23 protein-coding genes are annotated in these 22,829 nt (G+C 48.8%); all 23 read right to left on the reverse strand.

Annotation, left to right across the window (positions count from 1 at the left end; translation table 11 throughout):
• Positions 1 to 15: 15 nt before the first annotated feature.
• The 23 genes from DWY63_RS13415 to DWY63_RS13525 all read right to left on the reverse strand — a co-directional run bounded on the left by DWY63_RS13415 (position 16) and on the right by DWY63_RS13525 (position 22,829).
• Positions 16 to 1,764, reverse strand: a complete 1,749-nt coding sequence (locus DWY63_RS13415; RefSeq protein WP_117802423.1) for an ABC transporter ATP-binding protein — start codon at positions 1,762 to 1,764, stop codon at positions 16 to 18.
• On the reverse strand, positions 1,765 to 3,549 hold the full coding sequence (locus tag DWY63_RS13420) for an ABC transporter ATP-binding protein (protein ID WP_117802424.1): 1,785 nt from the start codon (positions 3,547 to 3,549) through the stop codon (positions 1,765 to 1,767). It lies immediately after the preceding gene.
• Between the two features lie 126 nt (positions 3,550 to 3,675).
• Positions 3,676 to 5,142, reverse strand: coding sequence for an ABC transporter ATP-binding protein (locus tag DWY63_RS13425; RefSeq protein ID WP_117802425.1), 1,467 nt, complete (start codon positions 5,140 to 5,142; stop codon positions 3,676 to 3,678).
• Entirely contained in the window at positions 5,139 to 5,891 is a 753-nt protein-coding gene (locus DWY63_RS13430) for an energy-coupling factor transporter transmembrane component T (RefSeq protein WP_117802426.1), read from the reverse strand. The genes DWY63_RS13425 and DWY63_RS13430 overlap by 4 nt, the downstream gene beginning before the upstream one ends.
• Positions 5,891 to 6,487, reverse strand: a complete 597-nt coding sequence (locus DWY63_RS13435; protein WP_117802427.1) for an MptD family putative ECF transporter S component — start codon at positions 6,485 to 6,487, stop codon at positions 5,891 to 5,893. The genes DWY63_RS13430 and DWY63_RS13435 overlap by 1 nt, the downstream gene beginning before the upstream one ends.
• Before the next feature lie 141 nt (positions 6,488 to 6,628).
• Positions 6,629 to 7,594, reverse strand: coding sequence for a helix-turn-helix domain-containing protein (locus tag DWY63_RS13440; RefSeq protein WP_117802428.1), 966 nt, complete (start codon positions 7,592 to 7,594; stop codon positions 6,629 to 6,631).
• A 114-nt stretch (positions 7,595 to 7,708) separates the two neighbouring features.
• Positions 7,709 to 9,685, reverse strand: a complete 1,977-nt coding sequence (locus DWY63_RS13445; RefSeq protein WP_117802429.1) for a lysozyme family protein — start codon at positions 9,683 to 9,685, stop codon at positions 7,709 to 7,711.
• 31 nt (positions 9,686 to 9,716) lie between these two features.
• The gene (locus tag DWY63_RS13450) at positions 9,717 to 12,047 is read right to left on the reverse strand and encodes a VirB4-like conjugal transfer ATPase, CD1110 family (RefSeq protein WP_330415493.1); all 2,331 of its coding nucleotides are present in this window, start codon (positions 12,045 to 12,047) and stop codon (positions 9,717 to 9,719) included.
• Complete coding sequence (locus tag DWY63_RS13455) at positions 12,040 to 12,474, reverse strand: PrgI family protein (protein ID WP_117802431.1); 435 nt, start codon at positions 12,472 to 12,474, stop codon at positions 12,040 to 12,042. Before DWY63_RS13455 ends, DWY63_RS13450 begins: the two co-directional genes overlap by 8 nt.
• A gap of 8 nt (positions 12,475 to 12,482) precedes the next feature.
• A complete protein-coding gene (locus tag DWY63_RS13460) occupies positions 12,483 to 12,920 on the reverse strand; it encodes a DUF4313 domain-containing protein (RefSeq protein WP_015513380.1) in 438 nt (145 codons plus the stop codon).
• A gap of 12 nt (positions 12,921 to 12,932) precedes the next feature.
• Complete coding sequence (locus DWY63_RS13465) at positions 12,933 to 13,772, reverse strand: hypothetical protein (protein ID WP_008400038.1); 840 nt, start codon at positions 13,770 to 13,772, stop codon at positions 12,933 to 12,935.
• A gap of 75 nt (positions 13,773 to 13,847) precedes the next feature.
• Positions 13,848 to 14,222 (reverse strand): hypothetical protein, encoded by a 375-nt coding sequence (locus DWY63_RS13470; RefSeq protein ID WP_015533374.1) that lies wholly within the window; start codon positions 14,220 to 14,222, stop codon positions 13,848 to 13,850.
• Positions 14,222 to 15,955, reverse strand: a complete 1,734-nt coding sequence (locus tag DWY63_RS13475) for a VirD4-like conjugal transfer protein, CD1115 family (protein ID WP_117802432.1) — start codon at positions 15,953 to 15,955, stop codon at positions 14,222 to 14,224. The genes DWY63_RS13470 and DWY63_RS13475 overlap by 1 nt, the downstream gene beginning before the upstream one ends.
• Positions 15,956 to 15,978: 23 nt before the next feature.
• Positions 15,979 to 16,230, reverse strand: a complete 252-nt coding sequence (locus DWY63_RS13480; RefSeq protein ID WP_015513377.1) for a DUF4314 domain-containing protein — start codon at positions 16,228 to 16,230, stop codon at positions 15,979 to 15,981.
• 30 nt (positions 16,231 to 16,260) lie between these two features.
• Positions 16,261 to 16,575, reverse strand: coding sequence for a hypothetical protein (locus DWY63_RS13485; RefSeq protein WP_015513376.1), 315 nt, complete (start codon positions 16,573 to 16,575; stop codon positions 16,261 to 16,263).
• 96 nt (positions 16,576 to 16,671) lie between these two features.
• Complete coding sequence (locus DWY63_RS13490) at positions 16,672 to 17,610, reverse strand: ArdC-like ssDNA-binding domain-containing protein (RefSeq protein ID WP_117802433.1); 939 nt, start codon at positions 17,608 to 17,610, stop codon at positions 16,672 to 16,674.
• Positions 17,611 to 17,613: 3 nt separating this feature from the next.
• Entirely contained in the window at positions 17,614 to 18,453 is an 840-nt protein-coding gene (locus tag DWY63_RS13495; protein WP_117802434.1) for a PcfB family protein, read from the reverse strand.
• Between the two features lie 5 nt (positions 18,454 to 18,458).
• The gene (locus DWY63_RS13500) at positions 18,459 to 19,745 is read right to left on the reverse strand and encodes a relaxase/mobilization nuclease domain-containing protein (RefSeq protein WP_117802435.1); all 1,287 of its coding nucleotides are present in this window, start codon (positions 19,743 to 19,745) and stop codon (positions 18,459 to 18,461) included.
• A gap of 3 nt (positions 19,746 to 19,748) precedes the next feature.
• Entirely contained in the window at positions 19,749 to 20,057 is a 309-nt protein-coding gene (locus DWY63_RS13505; protein WP_015533354.1) for a plasmid mobilization protein, read from the reverse strand.
• A 126-nt stretch (positions 20,058 to 20,183) separates the two neighbouring features.
• Complete coding sequence (locus DWY63_RS13510) at positions 20,184 to 20,561, reverse strand: DUF3789 domain-containing protein (protein WP_055155772.1); 378 nt, start codon at positions 20,559 to 20,561, stop codon at positions 20,184 to 20,186.
• 142 nt (positions 20,562 to 20,703) lie between these two features.
• Positions 20,704 to 21,027: a DUF7768 domain-containing protein gene (locus tag DWY63_RS13515; protein ID WP_019162195.1), complete on the reverse strand. Its 324-nt coding sequence runs from the start codon at positions 21,025 to 21,027 to the stop codon at positions 20,704 to 20,706.
• A 149-nt stretch (positions 21,028 to 21,176) separates the two neighbouring features.
• On the reverse strand, positions 21,177 to 21,989 hold the full coding sequence (locus DWY63_RS13520; RefSeq protein ID WP_227038989.1) for a DNA-methyltransferase: 813 nt from the start codon (positions 21,987 to 21,989) through the stop codon (positions 21,177 to 21,179).
• A 66-nt stretch (positions 21,990 to 22,055) separates the two neighbouring features.
• The gene (locus DWY63_RS13525; protein WP_243001891.1) at positions 22,056 to 22,829 is read right to left on the reverse strand and encodes a hypothetical protein; all 774 of its coding nucleotides are present in this window, start codon (positions 22,827 to 22,829) and stop codon (positions 22,056 to 22,058) included.

Raw genomic sequence — 22,829 nt, forward strand, 5'->3', positions numbered from 1 at the left:
CAGCTCCTTTCGTCATTAAGCAAGACTCCAGCCAGCCGCACTCTTTCGGATATTGACAAAATCCTGATAGATACCAGACTGTTTCAAAAGTTCCTCATGGGTTCCTTGCTGTGCAATCTGGCCGTTGTCTATAACTAAAATCTGATCGGCGTTCTGGATGGTATTTAGGCGGTGAGCGATTACAAGCAGGGTCTTTCCCTTCACCAATTCGGAAATAGCCTCCTGAATATAGCTTTCATTGTCCGTATCTACACTTGCGGTAGCTTCATCCAAAATGACAATAGGCGCGTCTTTCAGAATACAGCGGGCAATCGAAATACGCTGTTTTTCGCCGCCGGAAAGTGTTGCACCGCCCTCACCAACCACCGTTTGGAATCCGTCGGGCAAAGCCATAATGAAATCATAGCAGCGGGCTTTTCTGGCAGCCTCATAGACTTCTTCTTCCGTGGCATCCGGCTTTCCCATGATGATATTGTTGTAAATGGTGTCCTGAAACAGATACACGCGCTGGAATACCATGCTGATCTGATCCATCAATTCCGACAGAGGTACATTGCGAATATCCACGCCCCTTATCGTCACATTGCCGGATTTTACATCCCAAAGTCGCGCCAGCAAGTTTGCAATGGTGGACTTACCGCTACCGGACGGTCCAACCAGCGCTGTCATAGAATTTTTCTTCATGGCAAAACTGATATGATGCAGAATCTCTTTATCCTGATAAGCAAATGTAACATCGTTGAACAGGACTTCCGGCTGTCCCGGCTGTGCCTGAGCCGGAATATGCTGCTTGCCGTTGTCGGAAAGTTCCGGTTCATCCAATACCGCTTCAATACGATCAAGGGCAGCGTTCATAACGGTTAGTCGGGTTGCTTCTCCATAAAGAGCTTTCAGAGGTCCAAAGAGATCAAAGACAAACAGCAGCACGCCCAAAAGATAAGCCAGGGAGAGTACGCCTTCCTGATGTAAAAAAACGGATAAACCGAAGATAGCGGCAATACCCACGCCATAGAGAATGTTTAAGCCAGTGGTCCACGGTGTCATTTTCTGCTCAAACTTCGTATTGACATCCCTTGATTTTTTGAAGTTTTCCGTTAATTCGTCAGATTTTTCTCCGAGCAGATTGTAACTTTTGATAACCCCAATTCCTTCAGCAAAAGACAAGACCGCATCCGTCAAATTCTCGCTTTGGTTTTGACGCCCGACAGCCTCCTTGAAGGAAACCTTATTCATATATTTTGCAACCAGTGATGCCAGCAAGGTAATGATTACCGCAATCAGCCCAAGTCTCCAATCCAGTACGAACATAAAAACAGCTAAAACCAAAGTAGACAGCATATAGCTCATCATGTTGCCAATGGTACTCATAGAAACTTCCTCAATGAATACCATATCCGTACTGAGAACAGAGCTGATTTTTCCAATATTCCCCGATGTAAAGTAACCCATCGGCATTTTTCTTAAATGATTTCCCAACTCCATCCGTTTATCAGCAAAGATCATAAATCCAGCGGCACTTTGCAGACGGTCGCTCAAATAGTGAACCACTGTCTGAACCACTACAACAGCTAATAATCCAAGTCCGACAAACAGACAGGTCTTTCCAGTCAGCGTATTATCAGCAAACCCGGCCAAGACAATAAACGCCATGAAGATCGGCATTTTGGAGAGAATGGACTCGACAAATGCACATAGAAATGCAGCCTGAATACGGCTTTTATACCTCCCGGAGAGGTTCAGGATTCTTGAAATCAATGCAAACATTTATCTTCCCTCCTTTGCAGTAGATACTTTCCACTCGGCGCTGTCCTGAGCCGCTTTCCACAACTTTTGGTATTCTGGGCAAGCTTGAATCAGCTCCTGATGTTTTCCGGTTGCCACCATCTTTCCGTGATCCATAACGCATATTTGATCTGCGTTCATTATAGCGGGAAGTTTGTGAGCGATAACTACCAAGGTTTTTCCCTCCACCAGCTCCGCAATAGCAGCCTCCATTTTTTCCTCATTTTCTGGATCAGCATAGGCCGTGGCCTCGTCAAGCACTACAATCGGGGCATCCTTCAATATTGCCCGCGCCAGGGAAATTCGCTGGCGCTGCCCCCCGGAAAGCATTTTCCCCGCATCGCCCGCCATGGAGTGAATACCTTGCGGCAGCTTTTCCAGAAACTCCATACACTGGGCTTTCTTCGCCGCCTCCATTACTTCCTCATCGGTAGCATCCAAACGTCCAAGACGGATATTTTCCAGCAGGGAGGTGTTAAACAGGTACTGATCCTGAGCCACATAGGAAATGCGGCTGTTCAATGCCTCCAGGCTCATATCACAAAGTTTCTGCCCGCCAATGGAAATGCTCCCTTTCTGCGGGTCATAGTAGTGGATCAACAGTTTTGCAAGGGTGCTCTTGCCAGAACCGGATTCACCAACCAGGGCAGTTTTTTGTCCTGCTTGTGCCACAAAGGTAATATCGTGGAGGACTTCGTTTTCCGCTATTATCGGTTTCCCATCTGGGCCAGGCTGTGTCGTCTGATACGCAAAGGAAACATGATCGTAAGAAATGTTAAAATCCTGTCCGTGGAAATCATCCTCAGCAGCTTGCAGCGGTGCCGTATTTAACATCTGTTCAAGTGCCGTGATCTTATAATTCAGATTCGGAATCGTCTCCATAAAGCCCAGTGCTTTCAGGAGAGGAATCCCAATGCTGAGGGAAAGGCAGAGGACTAAAATCAAATCAGGTAAAGTGCTTATGCCACAGAGAACAAACCATGCCCCAAGAGGCAAAGTCAGAATAACAGTGCAGGGCAGTAGACTTCCGTATATCGCCATCCAGGGCCAGGCGGCCTTATACCATGCCAAGGTATAATCCCGATAGTCCGTTACATCCTTGCGGAAGTTCTCGTAAGATTCACTCTCCCGGTTGAAAACCTTGACAACCTCCATACCATTGATGTACTCAATGATCGTGTTGTTCATTTTCTGTGCAGACTGATAGTAGGGACCCATGCGCTTCATTCCAACAGAGTACATAATGACCATGGAGAGCAGGCTGATCGGGATAGAGGCCAAAGACATAAGAGCCAGTTTCCAGTCCGCACAAAACATAGCAACATAAATCACCAGCGGGATCAGTAAATTTGCGATACCCTCCGGGACTGAATGAGCAAGGAGCAATTCCAAGCTGTCCACATCATCGACAAACAGCTTTTTGATTGTCCCTGTCCCTTTTTCCTCCACAATGCCAAGGGGAAGTTTCTCAAACTTCTTTTGCAGAGATACCCGCAGCCGGAACAATGTGTTATATGCTGCTTTATGAGAAATTGATAATCCCCATCCATAAAAAAACGCCTGCAAAACAAGACAGATCAAAACCCCTATAACACGCAATAAAACAAATTCTGTTTCAACAGAATCGCCCATAACCAATGGCGAAATGACCTGATAGGCCAGCACAAAAGGCAGGACGCCCATAAGAACGCTGACCAGTACGACAACCGTGGCCACATACATATTTTTCTTATATGGCCCTGCGTACTCAAAGATTTTTTTGAACATAAGCCCTCCTTATATTGAGCCGTACTGTCTGTGCTTCAAAAACAAGAGGCCGCCAAAGTAAAGCGGCCTCTTATCATTATCTTTCTGTCCAGTCAAGGCGGCCCTGACATTCATAATTTCTAAAATTCACTGGCGGATTCGGAAAAAATCCAAAACCTTTTTACTGCCGGATTCGTCCAATGGATAGCTTTCTTTTACTTGCCCTTTTTCCATATGGACTACATACGAACATCCCGCCATCACCAACTCCGGATCATGCGTAATAACAAGAAGCGTTTTGCCCTGATCCGCGAGTGACTTCAAACTCCGCGCAACTTCCCGCATATGTTTGAGATCAAGCCCGCTGGTTGGTTCGTCAAACACAATGATCTCCCGGTTACTCACAATGGCAGACGCGATCGCTACCCGCTGTTTTTGCCCGCCGGAAAGAGAAAGCGGGTGCCTGTCTTTATATTCCAGCAGATCAAACTGTTTAAGGATTTTATCCACAACAGTTTCATCCTTGTTGTCCATGCTCAGAAGCACTTCATCCGTCACGCTTTCGGTAAATAGCTGATGGCTGGTATCCTGCATTACCATGTAGCAATGTTTGAGCCGGGCTTTCCAATCAAGGGTTTTCCCGTCAACCTGCAAAAGGCCACACTTCTTTTCCAGTCCGCAAATACAGCGGGCCAGAGTAGATTTTCCAGCGCCATTCAGACCGATAATGGCAATCGTTTCTCCAACCGGCAGTTCTGCACTCGGAATATGGAGGCTTTCCGGTTCCCGCTTTTTATACGCAAAGCAGAAATTTTGAAATTCCATCTGTTTAGCTGTATGCGCCTGATACTGATTCGCAGGCTTCAACTTCGAGAGAGAAAACGGCCGCAGCCCCATTTCTTTTCGAGTGCCATCCGATAAGCTGTCAAATTCAGCAGGCGTGTATTCCCGTTCAATCTCCCCATCTTTTACATACAGCACACGATCTGCAAGATCGTGAAGGTAGTAAAGGCGGTGTTCTGCGATCAGAATTGTTTTGCCCTGCTTTTTCCAGAGGCTCAGGACCTGCCGCAGGTCATCAATAGCAGCCATATCCAAATTAGAAGATGGTTCGTCCAGGACCATAATTCCCGGCAGCAATACACTTGATGAAGCACAGGCTATTTTTTGCTTTTCGCCCCCGGACAGAGCAAACACGCTTCGCCCCATCAAATCTTCAATATGATAATCGGAAACTGTCCGGTCAATCCTTTTCAGGATATCCTCCTGAGGATAGCCTAAATTTTCACATGCAAAGGCTAATTCACTATCCGTATCCACGTTGAAAAACTGACTTTTGGGATTCTGGAATACAGATCCCACCATAGCAGCCAAGTCATAAAGCGGCGTATCTGATACGCTTTTTCCGTCCAGAAGGACATCACCCTCTAGATTGCCCTCGTAATAATGAGGCACCAGCCCGTTTACCAAACGGGTAATCGTTGTTTTCCCACAGCCGGATTCTCCCGTGAGTAAAACAAATTCCCCTGTGTTTATGGTGAGATTGACATTTCTAATCCCTCCGCCGCTGGATTCTTCACCATAAGAAAAAGAAACATTTTGAAAATCTATCATGGCAAAATCCCTCCTGCGGAAATTATCGGGGAAGCAATCGCCCAAAACACTACAAAGCAACAAAACAAGATCAGCACCACATCGGCAAAATTGAATTTAAGCTGGCAAATGTTTGTGCGTTTGACAGGAGCACCGAGGCCACGGGTAATTGCCGCAGCGGAAAGTTCCTCACCGATTTTCACGGAGCAGGTAATCATCGGGATCAGCTTATACTCCAATATTTTTGAAGATTTTTTCCCTCCAAGTTTAATCCCACGCATTTTCATAGCGTCACTGATTGCTTCTGACTCCTGAAAGACAGTTGGAAAGAAGCGGAACATGACCGTTAAGGGGATCGTCACTTCTTTAGGCATATGGATTCTTTCCATGCCGGAAATCAATTCACTGACCGTTGTTGTTTTCACCGCATAGGCAGCAATCGCAACACTGGGAAGGATTCGGCAGAAGAATCCTGTTGTAAACAGAACGAGGAAATTCAATATTCCCGTAAGGTGCGGCAAAACATAAATTTGAACAGCATAAAAAGCAGAAAACACAGCAATATAGCCCACAGCTTTTGCACATTGTTTCGGGGTAAGCAGCAATATAGCCGGAACTGTACAAAGAACAAGGCGGATCAGCCCCATAGCTTCTCCGCCTGTTCCACCCATGACAAAAATGCTTATGATGAAGATGAGCAACAGTTTTGTACGCGGATCGAGCCGTAACCCTTGTTCTGTTTTTTTGCTGAGCAGAATTTCCCGCGCCATTATGCAATACCGGCACGCTGGAAGTGCTTTTTGCAAATAGCTTTCCCAATCACACCTCCGACAAGGCCAAACACAAAGCAGGCAATCAGCAGAATAGGCGCAATCCACATAGGCATATATGTATTAAGGGTAGCTGCATATTCAGCGCCGTATCCTTCAGTCAACATTACCATATAGCTTTCACGGTTCAGGAAAATGGGAGCAAAGTTGCCAAACACCCAGATGCTGAACACGCCGCAGGAAAGAACTGTACTCTTTGCACTTTTGTAGTCCGCCTTTTTCAGGATCACGTCGGCCAACAGGCCGCCAACGAGACCAGTTACCATAGTAAGATAGCCGTTGCCGAAGAACACCATGATTAGGCCAATCAGGAAACCCATGATTGCAGTCATCCCGAATTTTTTAGCCTTTGTAACATACAGCATATAGGGGATGCCGCCAATCAAAGGGCACAGCACCGCCATCAGCGGAATAAAAATGGGGATAAAGCCAAGCATCGCCACCAGCATAACAATCACGACATAGATGACGGTGTAGATGCCGATAGTAATTAAATCTTTTCCCTCAAGCCGGGAACTTTTTTTCTGGGAACTCATACCAGTATCCTCCTTATCTCTGAGAAAATGAAAATGTGGTGCGGTTAGCTTCTTCTAACCACACCACATATAATAGCAATTTGCGCCCACGATTCCAACCCAAAACCAATTTTATTCTACCCAAAATCAGTATTTTTGCATTTATCCAATCTTAGCTTCTGCTTTATAGTTTTTCGGATTCACTCCGTATTTCCTTTTGAACGCCGCTGCGAAATTGCTCGCTTTTGAATATCCCACCAGTATAGCCACCTGGCTGACATTCAAATTACTTTCTAACAGCAGGCTTGCCGCCTTTTCTAACCGCTGGTCGATGACATACGCATGAACCGATGTTCCGAACAGGGAGGAAAAGCCCTTCGTCAATTTTGAAGTGCTGATATTGACCTGCCGCGCCAATTCCTCGCAGCTTGGTGCAAAAGCAAGCTGACTGTCAATAATCCTTTTTGCTTCGGTAATCGAATCCCTGTCACTTTTGGAAATGCTAATATGGTTCGATGAAAGAATACTGAGTTCCAATACTTCACTTAAATATACAGACAGCAATTCAAAAACTTTACTTTCCAAGAATAGATACCCTAAACCACCTCGGTATTGCGTAAAATCTTTTACCTCCGCAAAAATGTGCTCCATATACGGGGTAACGCTCACTTTTGAAATCCCTGTCAGTAATTTCTTTTCATAAGCGTTTATTTCACTATCTTCAAAGTAGTCATTCAAAATTTTGTGAAAATATGGCATGGGAATTTTTATATTCTTAAAAAGGAAATCTTTCTTCCCAGAATAACACAAATATTCCATTTTACCATGTCCCCGATAAATGCAGGATTCGCCTTTCTGGATGCTGACACTTTGACGTGCATCTGCAATATTCCACGATACGCCATCATTGAAGCAGAATAAAAGTTGAATATAATCTTCGCAGCTTACACCCTGCACATTCATATCTGAAAAATAGTTCATTTTCCAGTCTGATACAACAGCTCCTTGCTTTGTAACAACTTGCGAAATCTGACCTGTTCCCATATCAGCCGGAATATCTATTGTCACTGTCTGCGGAGAGTTGGAGAGCAGATCGTGATACAGCTTCGTCATATATTGGTTTGTCATTGTGCGCCCTCCTTTTCTAGTTAGTTGAAGCTAATCACATAATACTTTATATTTGTTTTTTAGTCAAGGTAATCTAAACTATTGACTACTCTCTAAGAGTCAACATATTAATTTTCAAAGTATGCCATATCCCATGATTGTTCCGTTATTGATATCATAACTTCTCTGGTTCACGGCATCGCTGGAGTTTCCCTCTACCGTATATACGGTACTTCCCTCAGTTTTCTCCACGATTCCCACATGGTCTGAGGTTCCGTCCCCGTTCCAGTCAAAGAAGATCAGGGTTCCGGGTGCTGGCGAGTATCCTCTGCTCTTCCATTTCCCCTTGCTCTGGAACCATGCGATTCCGTCATCGCACAGAGAGAACTTCGGCATCTTGCCGCTCTCGATCAGTCCTGCCTGATCCCCACACCAGCTGGCAAAGCAGGCACACCACGCCACATGGCTGTCAAATCCATACCATGACCAGAACTTCTGGCCTCCTTCATTTCCAAGCTGGGTAAGTGCCACGGATACGATCTGGCCGTTGCCTCCAAACAAGCCGGCAAACAATCCGCCGCTGGAATAATACCGCAGAACGTGAGGGACGTATTCTGGATCACCATAGGCACTCCAGCCATGCGAAGCAGCCTGCTCATTGGAAAACTGCATGGCATTTTCTGCACTGTAGCCGCCATATTTCTGAATCGCCCACGTTATGTACCCGTTTCCGTAGTTATACCCTTGCAGGGACAGCTTCAGCTTGTCCATGTCCTGTGGACTGGTGCATCCGGCTTCTCTTAGGCAGTCCGCATAATACTGGATTCCTACCTGTATGGAGTAGTCCGCATCCTGGATGGCATTCGGGCTGTTGGAATACCGGGTGTTGTATGGGCACTCACTGCTCTGCATGGGATCGGTCCCCCGGCCGCCAGATTCCTGCATCATGATTGCCTGTATCACGGAAACGTATTCGGGGATTCCATACTGGTTGGCGTATTTCTGGATGGTTGCCGTATAGGAAAGTACTTCCTGGCTGAGTGCTTCGTTGCTCTCTGAGCTTCCAGAGAATGCCGCACCGCCAATGATCCCGACCATGATAACCAGAAGCAGAACCATGACCGCTCCGGCGGCTCCCAGTGCAGCCATCATGGACTGCACCGTTTTCGCTGCCGCTTCTACAGCGGCCTTAGCTGCCTTGAAGGTATTCTCTCCTGCCCTTGCCGTTTTCTGTATCCGGCGGACTCCATCGGAAGTCTGCAAGGCGGCTTTCTTCGCCGCCTGCTTCGCTGCCCTTCGTTCCATCTGCTTCTGCATCCGGGCTGTCAAGGCGTTGGAACTGGCCACCCGAAGCTTCTGCTCTGGCTGGATGCTGATCTTCACAGATGGAGGGACGGTCTTAATAGTACGCCGCTGTATGGTCTTCGGCTCCAACTGTTTCCGTGGCTTTTCCTTGATCCGGATGGTTTCCGGCTGTTTCTGGCGGATGGCATTCTGCCTTGCGGTATCTTCGGCCTTGCTTTTCTGGTTTTGTCTTTTGATGGAAAGCGATCCACCTTCCGACATTTCCTGTCCATTCTGGATTCTTGGTGTCTCCCTAGCTGCCCGGATCTTCTGTTCTTTCGTTTTGACGGCATCTGAAATCGCCTTTTGCCGCTTGGCTTTCTGAATCTGGACTTCCTGGTTTTCCCGTTCCTTGACCTTCACACGGGATGCCTCCTGTTCCCGTTTTTTTTGCTTCGGTGCTTCCCGACTGACCGGATCGGGAGCCTGTGTGTCCCCTGTTCCTCTGGCGGCTTCTTTCTGCGCTTCTTTTTTACCAGTAACTCTCAGTTTGATCTTCTCGTAGGAAGTCTGTGCTGCTGTCTTTCCGGCGCTGGTTACAGTTCTGCTAGACTTTCTGGCAGCCCATTCCTCTGCGGATGCGACTTTTCCACTGGCATACTCGGATGGGGACTGTTCCTCCATGTCATTATCCCTGGCATTTGCGATGGTCTGGGACTTTTCCTTGCTCTCCAGTATGGCCGTCCGCATCAGCTCCTTCGGGATTCTGGAGGCAGGATTTTTAGTCTTTGGTTTTGTTGTGACTTCTTTGGTTTTGATATTCTTCATCTCTCACCTCCAGTCCCGGTCTGTACTGCTCTTACGCTTCGCCCGGCTTGGTCGTCATCAGACGGTACAGCTTTGTATTTCTTGGGAACGAATTTTCAAACGGCACCAGATTCCCGGAGCAGCGGATCAGGCCGTGGCCGGCACCCACATTGGTGATGTAGGATAACTGGTTGTCCGAGATATTCAGAAGTGCCGCAAGCTCGTCCCGGTCGGTGCTTGCCTGATTCAAAAGGATCAGGAACTCACTATTTGCCAGCATCAGGCGGGCGGTATCGGATTTCAGAAGTTCCTCTACATTCTGGGTAAGCCCGGTCACAAATCCCGAATACTTACGGATACGCTTGTACAGGCGGTAGAAAAAGTCTGCACTGTATTCATAGCGGAACAGCAGATAAAACTCATCCGCAAAGATCCATGTCGTTTTTCCCTTCTTCCAGTTCTGGATCACACGGTTAAAAATGGAATCCAGTGTGACCAACATTCCAAGTGGCATCAGCTGTTCGCCCAGCTCCCGGATGTCATAATCGATGATACGGCTCTTCGTATTGACATTGGTTTCCTGGGCAAAGGTGTTCAAGCTTCCGTTAATAAACAGTTCCGAAGACAATGCCAGCCCTCTGGCTTCTTCCTCCGGCTGGAGCATGAGCTGTCGGTACAGATCCTTTAGGGTCGGCACCTGCCCTTGGTATCCGCCCCTCATATAATCCCGGTACACGTCTGCGGTGCAGCGGTCGAGAATGGATTTCTCCTTTGCCGAAAGGTTCCCGGCTCCTACGAGCTGCTCAAACAGGGACAGGATGAATTCGGACTTTTCAATCAGAGGGTTACGGTCATTGCCATAGGCGGAGTCCATGTCCAGTGCATTCAGATGGGTATCGGACGTTGCCGAGATTCGGATGACCTCGCCGTTTAAGGCTTCCACCAGTGAAGCAAACTCGGACTCCGGATCGAGGATAAGGATGTCATCTTCCGTGGAAAGGGCAAGGTCTACGATCTCTTCTTTTGCCGAGAAACTTTTTCCAGAACCGCTGACTCCCAGTCGGAAGGAATTTCCATTTAACAGCTTTCTTCGGTCTGCCACCAGCATATTTTTGCTGACTGCATTCTGCCCATAATAAATGCCGCCCGGCTGCATGATCTCCTGTGTATGGAACGGAATCAAGACGGCAGTGGACTCTGTGGTAAGGGTACGCACCGCATCAATCTTCCGCAGACCATACGGCAGGACGGTATTCAGTCCATCGACCTGTTGCCATTTCAGGGTTGCCATCTGGCAGAGGTGTTTTCTTGCAATGGAATACAGGGTTTCCGTATCAGAATCCAGTTGTTTCTCGCTTTCTGCCATATGTACCATTGTCAGGATACCGAACATCATCCTCTGGTCCCTGGTAGTCAAGTCGTCCAGCATCTCCTTGGTTTCTTTTCTCTGAAGCTCCATATCATAGGGAACCACGGCGGAAAAATTATTGTTTGCATTCTGGCGTCTCTGCCAGTTCGTTACGTTGGTCTCTACGCCCAGCAGTCGGTTCTGGATCTCACGCACTGCTTCATCTGTTGGTACCGGGATGATGTCAATAGACAGCATCAGATTCCTGCCAAGGCTGCACAGTTCGGAGATCATCTCGTCTTTCACATAGCTGGCGTAATCTTCCATAAAAAGGACTCTGCCGTACTGCTCGCCCAGCTTGAAATGGTCGTTGTGGAACTCCATCGTGTCCGGGCAGATCCAGTCCTTGAAGCTGTGTCCCTTTTTCGCAAAGGCTTTCATGTCAAACGGAAAGCTCTGCGGAACGTCTGCCTTGAAAAAGTCCCGGAAGATCTGGAGCCTCTGTTCTGCATCCAGCTCTTCCCCGATGGAGGACAGCTTGGCCAGATGGGTGATGATATCCGTTCCCACACGGGCGAAGTATGTCCTGGCTTCATCGATGTTCTTCTTGTGGACGCTGACGGTCAGATAGCGTTCCTGGTAAATGCTGTTGTTGGTACCGGAAATCTTGGAAAGGAGCATATCGTTATACTCTTTCCGGTACTCGTCCAGTCCATCTCCTTTCATTGGAATCAGCAGGGACTGCTCAAACTCTTCCTTGTTGATCTTACGGTTGTTCAGGGTAATCTTCGCCGTACAGCCGGAATCCAGTGCATTTAAAAGTTCGGAGTAGTCCAGGAACATCTCTGTCTTATCCGCTTTGCTGGCAATGGAATAGTTGATATCCGTAAACCGGAATGTCCGGGAATACTTGCTCTCCACCTGAAAAATACCGTCCGGCCAGATCTTGCGGATCGGGATCGCCTGCTGGACAGACCTCGGTACTTTGAATTTTTCTTTGTCCTGTTTCAGTGTCTGACTCAGGGTTTTAATCAAAGGCATCACCCCTTCCTCCTGGCTTCTTTGGTTTCTTCTGTTTCGTCCGCTTCTTCTCCAGAAGCTCCGCTCCGTTTCCCATCATCTTTTCACCCAGCCGCAGGCTCTCTTCCATGCAGGAAAAGTACAGGTTCTCTGATTTGAATACCAGCCATTTCGGGTACAGCAGTTCGGATTTGATGACTGCCCATGCGAACTGTTCTGCCGTCATGCCGTGGTAACGGAAAAAGCCGCAGGCTGCAAAGGGAGCCGCCCCAAGCACGCACAGCCATCCGGTTACCTGTTCCCCGGCATATTTCCGGGTGAGGAAATAAATACCAAGGGCTGCCAGAATCGCCAGTACCGAAAATAGGCACTGCCGGAAACTTAAGCCCCAGAACATTGACTCCTGATAGTCTCGGATTTCTTTATTCATTTTCACTTCCATGTTGTTTTCTACCTTTCTCTTTGTAATCTCTGTTTTTTCTTTTGTTTCTGTTTTGGTACATCCCTTTGCCGGATGCCATTTCTTTCCATAAATCTTTTTGTTCCTTCCGGATCAAGCTCTGCCAGTTTTTTCAGGTCGAATGCAACCCTCTGGAAGATGCAGTAACCGGAGGATGCGGTATCCGGCTGTATCGTTCCCAGCTTATGCTGCTTTATAAAACGAAGCTTTTCTTTGCTGAAATTGTGGTCGATATAGGCTTCATTGATACCGCCCAGCGGAGCAAAAGGCAGGTTTACCGTAAGGTCTGCAAAGCTTTCCGGGTATCCATCTTCCATATGGTAAAGCCCGATATAGAGATTGTCATCGCTCATGTAACTGTCTACCCTGAGAAATAATTCCTCCCGGCCATACTGCCAGTCGTAGCTCAGTGTCTTTGGTTCTTCCATTTTTTTCGCCTCCTATAATCCCATGATTTCTTTTACGATACGGTCGGATGCCTTGACTGCCCCGACCAGTACCAGCAGGTTAAATACCAGTTCCCCGACGTAATTCCAGACAATGGTCACGGCGGACAGGCTGGTGTCCCCGATGGCCGGCGGACTTGATGCAAACACCGAAAAGATGATGCAGGCCAGTGCGATGATGGCTCCTTCCAGACATACCCCAGCGTAGGAACGGATAAAGTTCTTTCCTACAGACTGGGTTGGCTCCCCGGCAAAGGTTGCCAATGGAATCGGTGCGATGGCTGTGTACATATACAGCTTAAACATTCTCCCGTATACAGTCAGAATCATGACAAATGACAATACCGTAATCAGCAGGCTTCCTAATAAAGTTACGATCCACAAAGGGATAGATTCCAGCATCCCCACCGCTTCGATCTTGTCCACGATCTCCGAGGGCAGCTCCGTTACAGTTCCACCCGCCATCCCGGAGTGGGACATGATATTTGTTACGATGCCCTGCACAATGGAAAAGATCGCGGTCAAAAGCTCCATACCGGACATGACGGCTCCCTGTGCCAGTGCAAAACGGATAAAGGCTTTCACTACATGTTCCGGCTTTTTCATATCCGTGAAGCTCCCACAGGTTTTCACAAGCCCCGCCGCAAAGAACAGAACCAGCAGGCCGTACCCGATGGCTTTCAGTCCACCGTTGATGTTCGTCATCACGCTCCAGATCGCCCCGCCCTTGAAATTCTCCGGGCTTTGCGTCAGCAGTGTCCAGATCTCAGCCAGCTTGTCGCTCCAGGTCTGCAAGGCAGAATTTAGATTCTGTACGATCCAGTTATCACTCAAACAGTTTCACCTCCCATCCTGCAAAAGTGAACAGGGAGCCGGCATTTCGCATGGCTCCCCTTCTGGTCTCTTCTCCTATCCCATGATCAGGTCCAGGATCTCTTTTGCAAAAGTAATGATGATACCGCCTGCCAGTGTCAGAAATCCGTTTGCCCTCTGGCTCGGATCGTGGCTCTTTAAGGACAGGCCGACCTGCACGATACCAAATCCCAGCAGGATCAGGCCAATGGCACGGATTAGGGAAAAGATAAACGTGGACAGGTTATTGACTACGGTCAGCGGATCGCCTGCGGCATAAACGCAGGTCGCCCCAATGCAGATCGACAGTACCATGACTGCATACAGAGCAAACAGTTTCTTCTGCCCTCTCTTCATCTTCAGCGGTGCGGTCTCTTTCCTGGTTTCTGTGTGTTTCTTATTTTTCAGTAAATTCATTGGCATTCCTCCCATCAAAAAAGCTCCCCGATGATGTCCTCATCCAGAAGCAGTTCGTAATCGTCATATCTTGTTTCATCAAACATAAAATCGTCATGCGCCAGCGGTGCTTTCGCATAGTTGAACGGTCCGGCACCGCCGTCCTCGGTATACCGGATATTGGGATGCTTCATCAGGTCATACTTGGCATCCAGTATGGGCCGCTCCCCACGGATAAACAGAAGGGCATTCTGGTTGTCCAGCATACGGACTTCATCCGGCTGTAACAGCTCCCTTCCGCTCTGCTGGAAGTTGGTGGAGTAGCTGCCGGATTTTCCTTTGGTCTGCCCGTAGGTATTGGTGTCTATGGTTTCTTTCCCCAGTAATTCTGATACATATTTGTGTGTCTCTTTTTCGTTGCCGCCCAGGTATAAAAACTCATCGCAATTGCCCACCAGACTTTCCCAGGAGTCCTTGAACAGAGCCTTTAGCTGGCTCATGTTCTGCATGATGATGCTGCAGTAAATGGAACGGGATCGGCAGGTTGCCAGGATCTTCTCAAACTCATTTGGCAGGGATACGTTTGGAAACTCATCCATGATGCAGTTGACCGGAACCGGGAGGGCACCGCCATGCACACGGTCTGCCATGTAATAAAGCGTCTGGAAAAGCTGGCTGTAGATCATGCCTACCAGATAATTCAAAGAGGTGTCTGCATCCGGGATACAGCAGAAAAGGGCAACTTTTCTTTCTCCCATGCTGGAAAGATCCAGTTCATCAGTATTGGTCAGCTTGGCGATCTGCGGCAGATTGAAGGCTGCCAGCCGGACACCTACACTGATCAGGATGGACTTGGCGGTCTTTCCTGCCGCCTGCTTGTAAATGTGATACTGCTTGACGGCAATGCTGTCCGGGTCCCGCATCTCCAGACGGTCAAACAAAATGTCCAGAGGGGACTCGTAGTCCTCGTCCTCTTCTTTTACCTGTGCCGAGCCTAACATCTCCATGATCATGGCGAAGTTCTGTTCTTCCGGCGGAGCTTCGTGGAGCAGATACAGCATCAGTGCCTGAAGCAGTGCGGTTTCGCTCTTCTCCCAGAAGGGATCAGAGGACTGGGAACCTTTGGGTGTGGTGTTTTGTATCAGATTGGAAATAAGACGGAGCACGTCTTTGTCATCGTGGACATACTCGAATGGATTGTAGCAAAAAGATGTGTCGGGATTGATGAGGTCAAAGACACGCACCTCATATCCTTTCTTTTCCAGCAGACCGCCTGTCTTTCGGAGCAGCTCGGCTTTCGGATCGGTGATGACCATCGAACAGCAGCACTGCATGATGTTTGGTAGGGCAAAGCCTCTGGATTTTCCTGCACCGGAGCCTCCCACTACGAGAATGTTGAGACATCTGCGGTGCTTGTGGGTGTCAAGGCTAATGCGGAAGTTCTGTGTCAGCAGGATGTTCTGGGAGTACGGCTTCTGGCTATATTTCTTACAGATCTGCCGGGCATCGCCCCATCTGGCAGAGCCATGTTCTTCCCCTCTGCGGTAGTTCTTCTGACTGGAATAAAAAATGCCGATCCCGGCTGCGTAAAGTAACGTGCAGACCAGCACCGACTTGATGGTATATTCCGTATAATGAAACTGGAAGGGATGGTTCAGCTTTTCTGTGAGAACCCCCATCAGCTCGAAAAGATTCCTGCCCGGCTGGATGGCATCCGCAAGCAGGATTGCTACCCACCAGATGACAGGCAGTCCGGCAAGCCAAATCACCCAGTCTGACTTCCGGCTGTTTGTTACCGGGATGGCTGCTGTTTGGGCCTCTCTGCTCTTGGCAGGTCCGTAATGTGGAAGCTGTCCACTCCCGGAACGAGGGCAAGGCTGCTTCCATTCTCCCAGTTTACGTGGATCTGCCCCGCATCGTCTACCATATCCACCTTACCTTTTAAGCCGGGTGGCATGTGGCTCTCCCCCTCCATGCTGTTAAGCGTGACCTCGGTTCCCGGCGGATATCTTCTCCGCATGGCTTCTATTCTTTCTTGTGTCATATTTCTGTATATTTGTACCACATCCTTTCTTCATCTTCCCCTTCCACGGTATGGGCGGTATCTGGATTTCATGATCTTTAAGAGGACGCTATCGATCCCATCGGAATAGCGTCCGTTTTTCAGGTATGTGTCCCGGAGCTGGTTTAAGGCTTCCACGGATTTGCTGTGTTCGGCTTCTGTCAGGTAGAGCTTTCCCTCTTCCTGCTCTGCCAGCTTCAGAACCAGATCCCGTGTGGTATCCACCGGAAGCCCCTGTTCTTTTTCCTGCCGGAACACTTCCCGGAGTGCATGGATCAGCATGTGGTTCATGATCCGGTCCATCTTTACATATCGCATTCTTGTCATAGGCGAGCCTCCTTTTTTCCTCTTTTTTCTCAACCACAACATACCACACTTCCTCCCGGAAAGCTACTGCAAAAGAGCCGGAAAAGCCCCTTTTTATCAGCGTTCTGGGGACTTTTTACTCTTGGCAGGTTTCTCCGTTTTTTCCTCCGGGATGGCAAATTCATCGGTCATAAATTCCTGCTCGCTTTTGCCAAGGTTGCGGTCTATCTGCTTGCCAATGGAATAGGCTGCACTCTTTACATCCTGGATAAAGGAGCGGAGTCCTTTCGGATCTTTCTGTCCGAATGCCTGCATCTGGCATACCTTGTCAAAGGAAAAACCGGAGACATCCACGCCGTATTTCTGTGCTGTCACATACGCCGCACAATAGGCCTGTGTCGATACCCCTGCCCGGCTGTAGCTTCCATCGTGATGGTCAAGGGATGCACAGGCCAGCTCCCGGCTGATGGAATGGAACGTTGCATTTTCGCTCATGCCATTTCGGACATAGATCGTCCGCTTGTTCGGGATGTACTGTGCCTGTACCTTATCCGGCAGATTGTCTGCGATCTGAATCCGTACCTCGCTGTCGGTCAGCAGTGCTTCCATCAGCTGGTCCATCGGCTTTGGCTCTGCCTCTTCCGGCTGCTTGGTACGGATCTGGCTGATGTCATAGGCTTTCTGGATGGAGTATCCCTGCTGGATGACACCATCCTTTTCGTATTCCTGTCCGACAATGAAGTTGTATCCCTTGCTTCCGGTCTTGACTACTTTGCCTTCTTCTTTCCATTTTTCAAAGGTCTTAATCTGCCGGATCTCCGGGTTCTGTGCATAGAGCAGGAACAGGTTGTCTGTCCTCTGTGGCTTACACTGTCCCATAAAATCAAGGAATCCTTTTAAGGAGTCCCCATTCTGGAAGATCTCCTGTGCCTTTCCATCGATCATGCCCCAGATTTCTTCCCTCTCCTGCTTTTTCTGTGCGGCATATTCCTCTTTCGATAGCCGCTGGGCGGACGGTTCCTGCGTGTCCTGCCCTAAAAATTTTGTCAGGTCCATCTTCTACCTCGCTTTCACCTTTCGTTTATTTCTCGCTTTCTTCTGCGTTTTCTTTGGTCCACGGTTCTTTTCCCGGCTCCGCTTCTGGGATTCCTCTGCTTTCTCCCGTTTGATGTTCTCCAGCTCCCGGCGGACACTGGGACGCTCCTGTTCCCTTGGCTTTGCTCCATCAGTCCCGTTTTCCTGCCCGGTAGAAATATTTCTGCTGTGCAAGGAAAAGCCGGACAGATTCTCTTCCCCCTCTTCCTGCACCGGGATAAAATTTTCCGGTTCGGAAGACTCCTTTTCAGGATGATTCTGATTCTTCTCTCCTTGAGAAAAATCCATGTCACCGACCTGGAATGCTTCGTCCAGATCGCTGATCTCAAACTGCACCTCGCCCTCTGGCATCTGTACGATTTTCTGTACTGTTTCGGTTTCCGGTGCTTCCATTCCAGCGGTTACCTCATGGACAGCTTCCCCGACTTCACTTCTTACAAAATCAAGATTCATCTTATCCATAACCCGGTTGACCTTGGCTGCGTCATCCGCAAAGACCATGACCTCGCTCATCTCCGGGTTCTTTTTATCACGGATAATCACATAGAGCAACCCTCGCTTCCTGCCCTCACTGCAGAATTCACGCAAGCGGTCAGACGGCACAGTAAAGAACTTCAATGGCTTGTTCTCCTTTAACATCCGCACCATCCGGGTTCTGCCCCTCGTTTTCTTCTGGTCTTTTAATACGGCGGCAACAAATACCGCCAGATGCTTTGCCAGCGTACCCGAAAGTCTGAGCCCGTGGTCCACGCCGTCCAAGGAATACCGGACGATCTGATCCGCCGCATCGCCTCCATAATTCATACTGTTCACCTGCTTTCTGTTCTCGGTTGTCTGTTTTTCTCCGTCTGTTCTGCCTGTCTCTGGATCTGCTCTGCCAGACGCATCTTTTCTTCCATCTCTTTAGACTGCTGTTCGATCCGGATGCAAAGACGGATATCCTTCCGAAGCGGCCTCAGTTTTTCGGTGATCTGACCGATCCTAACACTGTCCGGTTCGCTCCGGTAGAGCCGCTTCCGTTCTTTTGTGAGTGCCTGCACCTGTTCTTCCAACGGGGTTCGGTATGCCATCAGTTCTTCACGGGTGGTAATCTGATACTTCTGAAGAAATTCCATCTGCTCGATCCTGGCATCCAGTTTTCGGATATCTGCCCGGAGCACTGGGGAGATTCTTTTCGGCTTCTGCTTTAGAACACCCATCTGATACAAATAGGAATAGTACAGGGCCTGTATCCCTTTTAACTTCTTTTTCGGGGGCTGGGAAGCTCCTTCTTTTCCAGCAGTTGTCCTGCTCTTGGGCTGTAAGATCCACTGCCGGATGCTCTCTTCTGAGTAATTCTTCCCAAGGCTCCGCAGACGGATATACCGTTCCATCCCCGGTGCTTTCAATGCGATGTACTTCCGATTCAGCTTCCACTGATATCCTCTCTGCTTCATCTGGTCCAGAAATTGTTTCCATGTGAAGCTTTCTGCCACCGCATCACGGATATCCAGACGGATCGAGGTTCTCCAGGTTGGCTTTCCGTCCTGTTCTGCCATCCACTGGGCATAAGATTTCCCTTTGCCATTTTTCGGTTCGATAACTGATAAGCCGTATTTCAGGCATAAGGCATCCGAAGTTTTCCGCACATCCTCGTAGTAGCTCCTGCTGTTACTATGGTACTTTTTCCCATCTTTCATGCTCACGGAATTAAACACGATATGGTTGTGGTAATGCTCCGTGTTCAAATGAGTGGTGATGACAGCTTCATATTTTCCCTGAAGGAGTCTTTCTGCCAGCTCCATGCCAATCTGGTGGGCAAGTTCCGGGGTGACTTCCCCTTTGGCAAAGCTCTGCACCAGATGGAAGCCCTGCACCCCGTCCATCTTGTGGTATCGTTTCTTTGTATCTACCATATCTTGATAAGCAGTCTCACAGACACAGCCAATGGCATTCTCAAAAATGGAACGCTCCGTCTTGTCCCGGTTCATTGCATATTGAATAGCTTCTTCCAGAGAGCCGGCACTCTGCCCTTTCTTTGTGGTCTTATCCTTGTTTCGAATGTAAGTAATGGAATTGTCCAGACGGCTGACCGGGATGATACTGGTGTATGCCATCGGCTACCATTCCTCTTTGACCAGCCTCCATGTCTCTTTCGTCATGCGGAGCATTTCCCGAATATTCTCTTCCCCTGCCATCCCACATCCATTGGCTACATGGGCAAGCTGATTGGCATTGTTGCACAGACCGGATACTTTCCTTAAAAGTTCGGTATGATGTTCACAGGGTCTTGCCCGGACTTCGCCGCCCATGACAATGGAACGGATGTATTCCTCACGGGACAGGCCGCTTTTTTCTACCTGCTCTTCCAGAAAACGCAGCTCCTTTGTATTGAGGCGGACTGGTATCACATGGTTTCTTTTTCTCATCTCTTCACCTGCTTTCCAACGGGTTATTGATCGTTTCCTTACATTTCACGGTTTTTCCAGATCAGGAATCCTGTCAGCACGCCAATGGCTACGGCTGCAGCAATAATCTTTTTCTTCATATAGGCCTCACCCCCTTTCCGGTACCCGGCACAGTTCCATCGGGGCAAGCATGATTCCTCTTTTCTCCATCTCTTTCGCAAATTCCAGAAGGTTCCATTTCTTCCCATCGATCATGGCAGATTCTGCATCCAGATAATGGCAGGTGGATACGTTCCGCTCTCCATTTGGGGCATTCTGCACAAGGCTCTCCCCGTCTGAAAGCCGGAACAGTTCCTGTCCCTGACTGTTTACAAAACAGATGCACACGCCGTGGTCAATGATCTCCTTTGGTTTCATCCGGCACCGCTCCAGTGCCTCATCCTCCCGTTTTCCTGAGATCAGTAAACACATTGCAAACACGCCCATTGCCCCTCCGGTCATTGTGCCAAGTATAAATCCTAACATTTCTTCGTTCTCCTTTCGTCTGTTTACGGCTCGATATGGGGGATTGGGGTTCTCCCCAAAGTGCGTTTGGATATCCAAACGCTATGCTTGCAAAACCAGTCGCATTTTGCTTCGTTCCCTCTGAACCTATCGTTTTTCGGAATTATTCGTTTTCTTTGATTTTGCTTAACCCATCCAGCGTGGTACAGATGATATGGAGTCTGTCAGCCATGCTGATCTCCGTGTTCATCGTCCCGGTGGTCTCTTTTCCGCAGACGACCACCATCCTGCACCGTCTTAAGATCTGATGGGACATTCTCCGCATAGCCTGCATATCCTCCGCATCCCCATCATCAAGGAATGGGGAAAAGCTGTACTGCGGACAGATCGGCACATATCCCAGTTCGTAGATCTTCCGGCAGTACCGCTGTACTTTGGTCTTTCCCTCTTCTGCAGAGCAGCAGACATAAGCAAGTGCCTGTTCCAATACGACCATCTCCTTTCCTGACCAGACAAGTTTCCTCTGCCCGGCGTTTTTCCAAAAAGAAACACCCACAAAGCATTCCGGCTCTGTGGATGTCTTGTGGACATCTGGATTCTTTTCTTCCTTTTTTCAGATGTCTGGCAGACATCCGGTTACTGTGGTTCTTTATTCTCTGCTCCTGCCCCGGCTTCCAGTGCGATACGGACACGGTCGCTTCCCAGCTTATAATATGCATCCGTCACTTCGATGCCGACTGCCTGATAGCCCGACTCTGTCGCCGCAAGGATGGTCGTGCCAGCTCCGGCAAACGGGTCTAAGATCAGGCCGCCCGGCTCGCAGATCTGGATGACATCCTTCATCAGTTGGAGCGGCTTTTCTGTCACATGGATGCGGTTCTGGGGATTCCCATAACGGAACACACCCGGAAGACAGGACACCGGGCGGTTGATTGGCATCGGACCGTTGCTTCCCCACACGATGTATTCTGCCTGCTGGCGAAACCTGCCTTTTTGCGGACGGGAATTTCCTTTGTCCCAGACTGCAGTTCCTCTCCAGATCCAGCCTGCCCACTGAAGGGCATCGGTGATAGACGGGTACTGTCTCCAGTCAATAAAAAGGCAGATCGGAGCCCCTCTCTTGCAGGCTTTCCGCACATCGTACAGCCATTCTGCCATCCAGTGGGTCCAGGAACGCTGATCCTTGTTATCCCCATCAAAGTCCGGAAGGGCATTCTCTGCTTTCATGCTGCTATACTTCTGGTTGGTGGTGCGGTTGCGTTCATTCTGCTTGGTTCCCCCGGACGCATAGGGCGGATCGGTCACGACTGCATCAAAAATCCCCGGCTGGAATCCTTTTACCAGCTTTAAGGTATCCCCATGCAAGATACGCCAGTTCTCCCCTCCGGCAGACTCATCCGGCAGACAGTCCGGTTTTAAAAGATCTTCAAGTTTCAGGGTATTTCCCATAGGCATCATCCTTCCTCTTGCTTATTTCCCAGATTTCTCTGGAAGTGCTTCTATCTATGGAACTGCTCATCGGCAGGTATCCTCTTTTTTTGGTACTTCTTTTCTCGGTGTTCTGCGCTGTTCACGGTGGTCCGACAGTTCGGTTTCCACATATTCGCTGATGATTCCCAGTGCTTCATAATAATTGCCACTCTTGTGGACACGGTCTGCCATCTCGTTGGCCTGTTCGGACATCCCGGCACATCTGAGCAATCTTGAGGCATCCCCAAGGATTGAGAAAATATTTCCGTCATGCCCTAAGAGCTTCAGCTTCGGACGGGACGGATTTGGTTTCGGCTGCTGTTCCTGCATCTCGTTTTCTGGTGCTTTCACCTGTATCTGGAAATCCGAGCCGGCACCGACATAGAAATGTAAGTATAATTCACCGCCGTCTACCTTGATCTCCCGTTGTTCCAGACTTTCTCCCCAGCCATCGCTGTACTGGCCTCTCAGATACTGCCCCACCACACGGTATTCCTCTGGTGTCAGATTCTCCCGGAGTGTCAGGTTTGCACAGCCATATAAAACACCATCCTGTTCTTTTACCGCCATTGTAATGCGTTCCACTTTTTCCTTAATGTCCTTATTTCGGTCAAAATAATCGATCAGGTTGCATGGCTGGTTGTCAGGCATACCGAGCCGGTTGATCTCGTCAACCTTTTCTGCGATGGATGTCTGATACTGCACCAGATCAGGTCCTTCCAATGGCTCCGCATCATCCAGATCCACAATATCTGAATAGTCCGGGATAAACTCTGCCATCAGAGGTGACAGCATTTCCACTTCTATTTTATCTTTCAA

Origin of the sequence: Blautia sp. AF26-2, assembly GCF_003460955.1 — a bacterium.
GTDB classification, from domain to species: Bacteria; Bacillota; Clostridia; order Lachnospirales; family Lachnospiraceae; genus Fusicatenibacter; species Fusicatenibacter saccharivorans.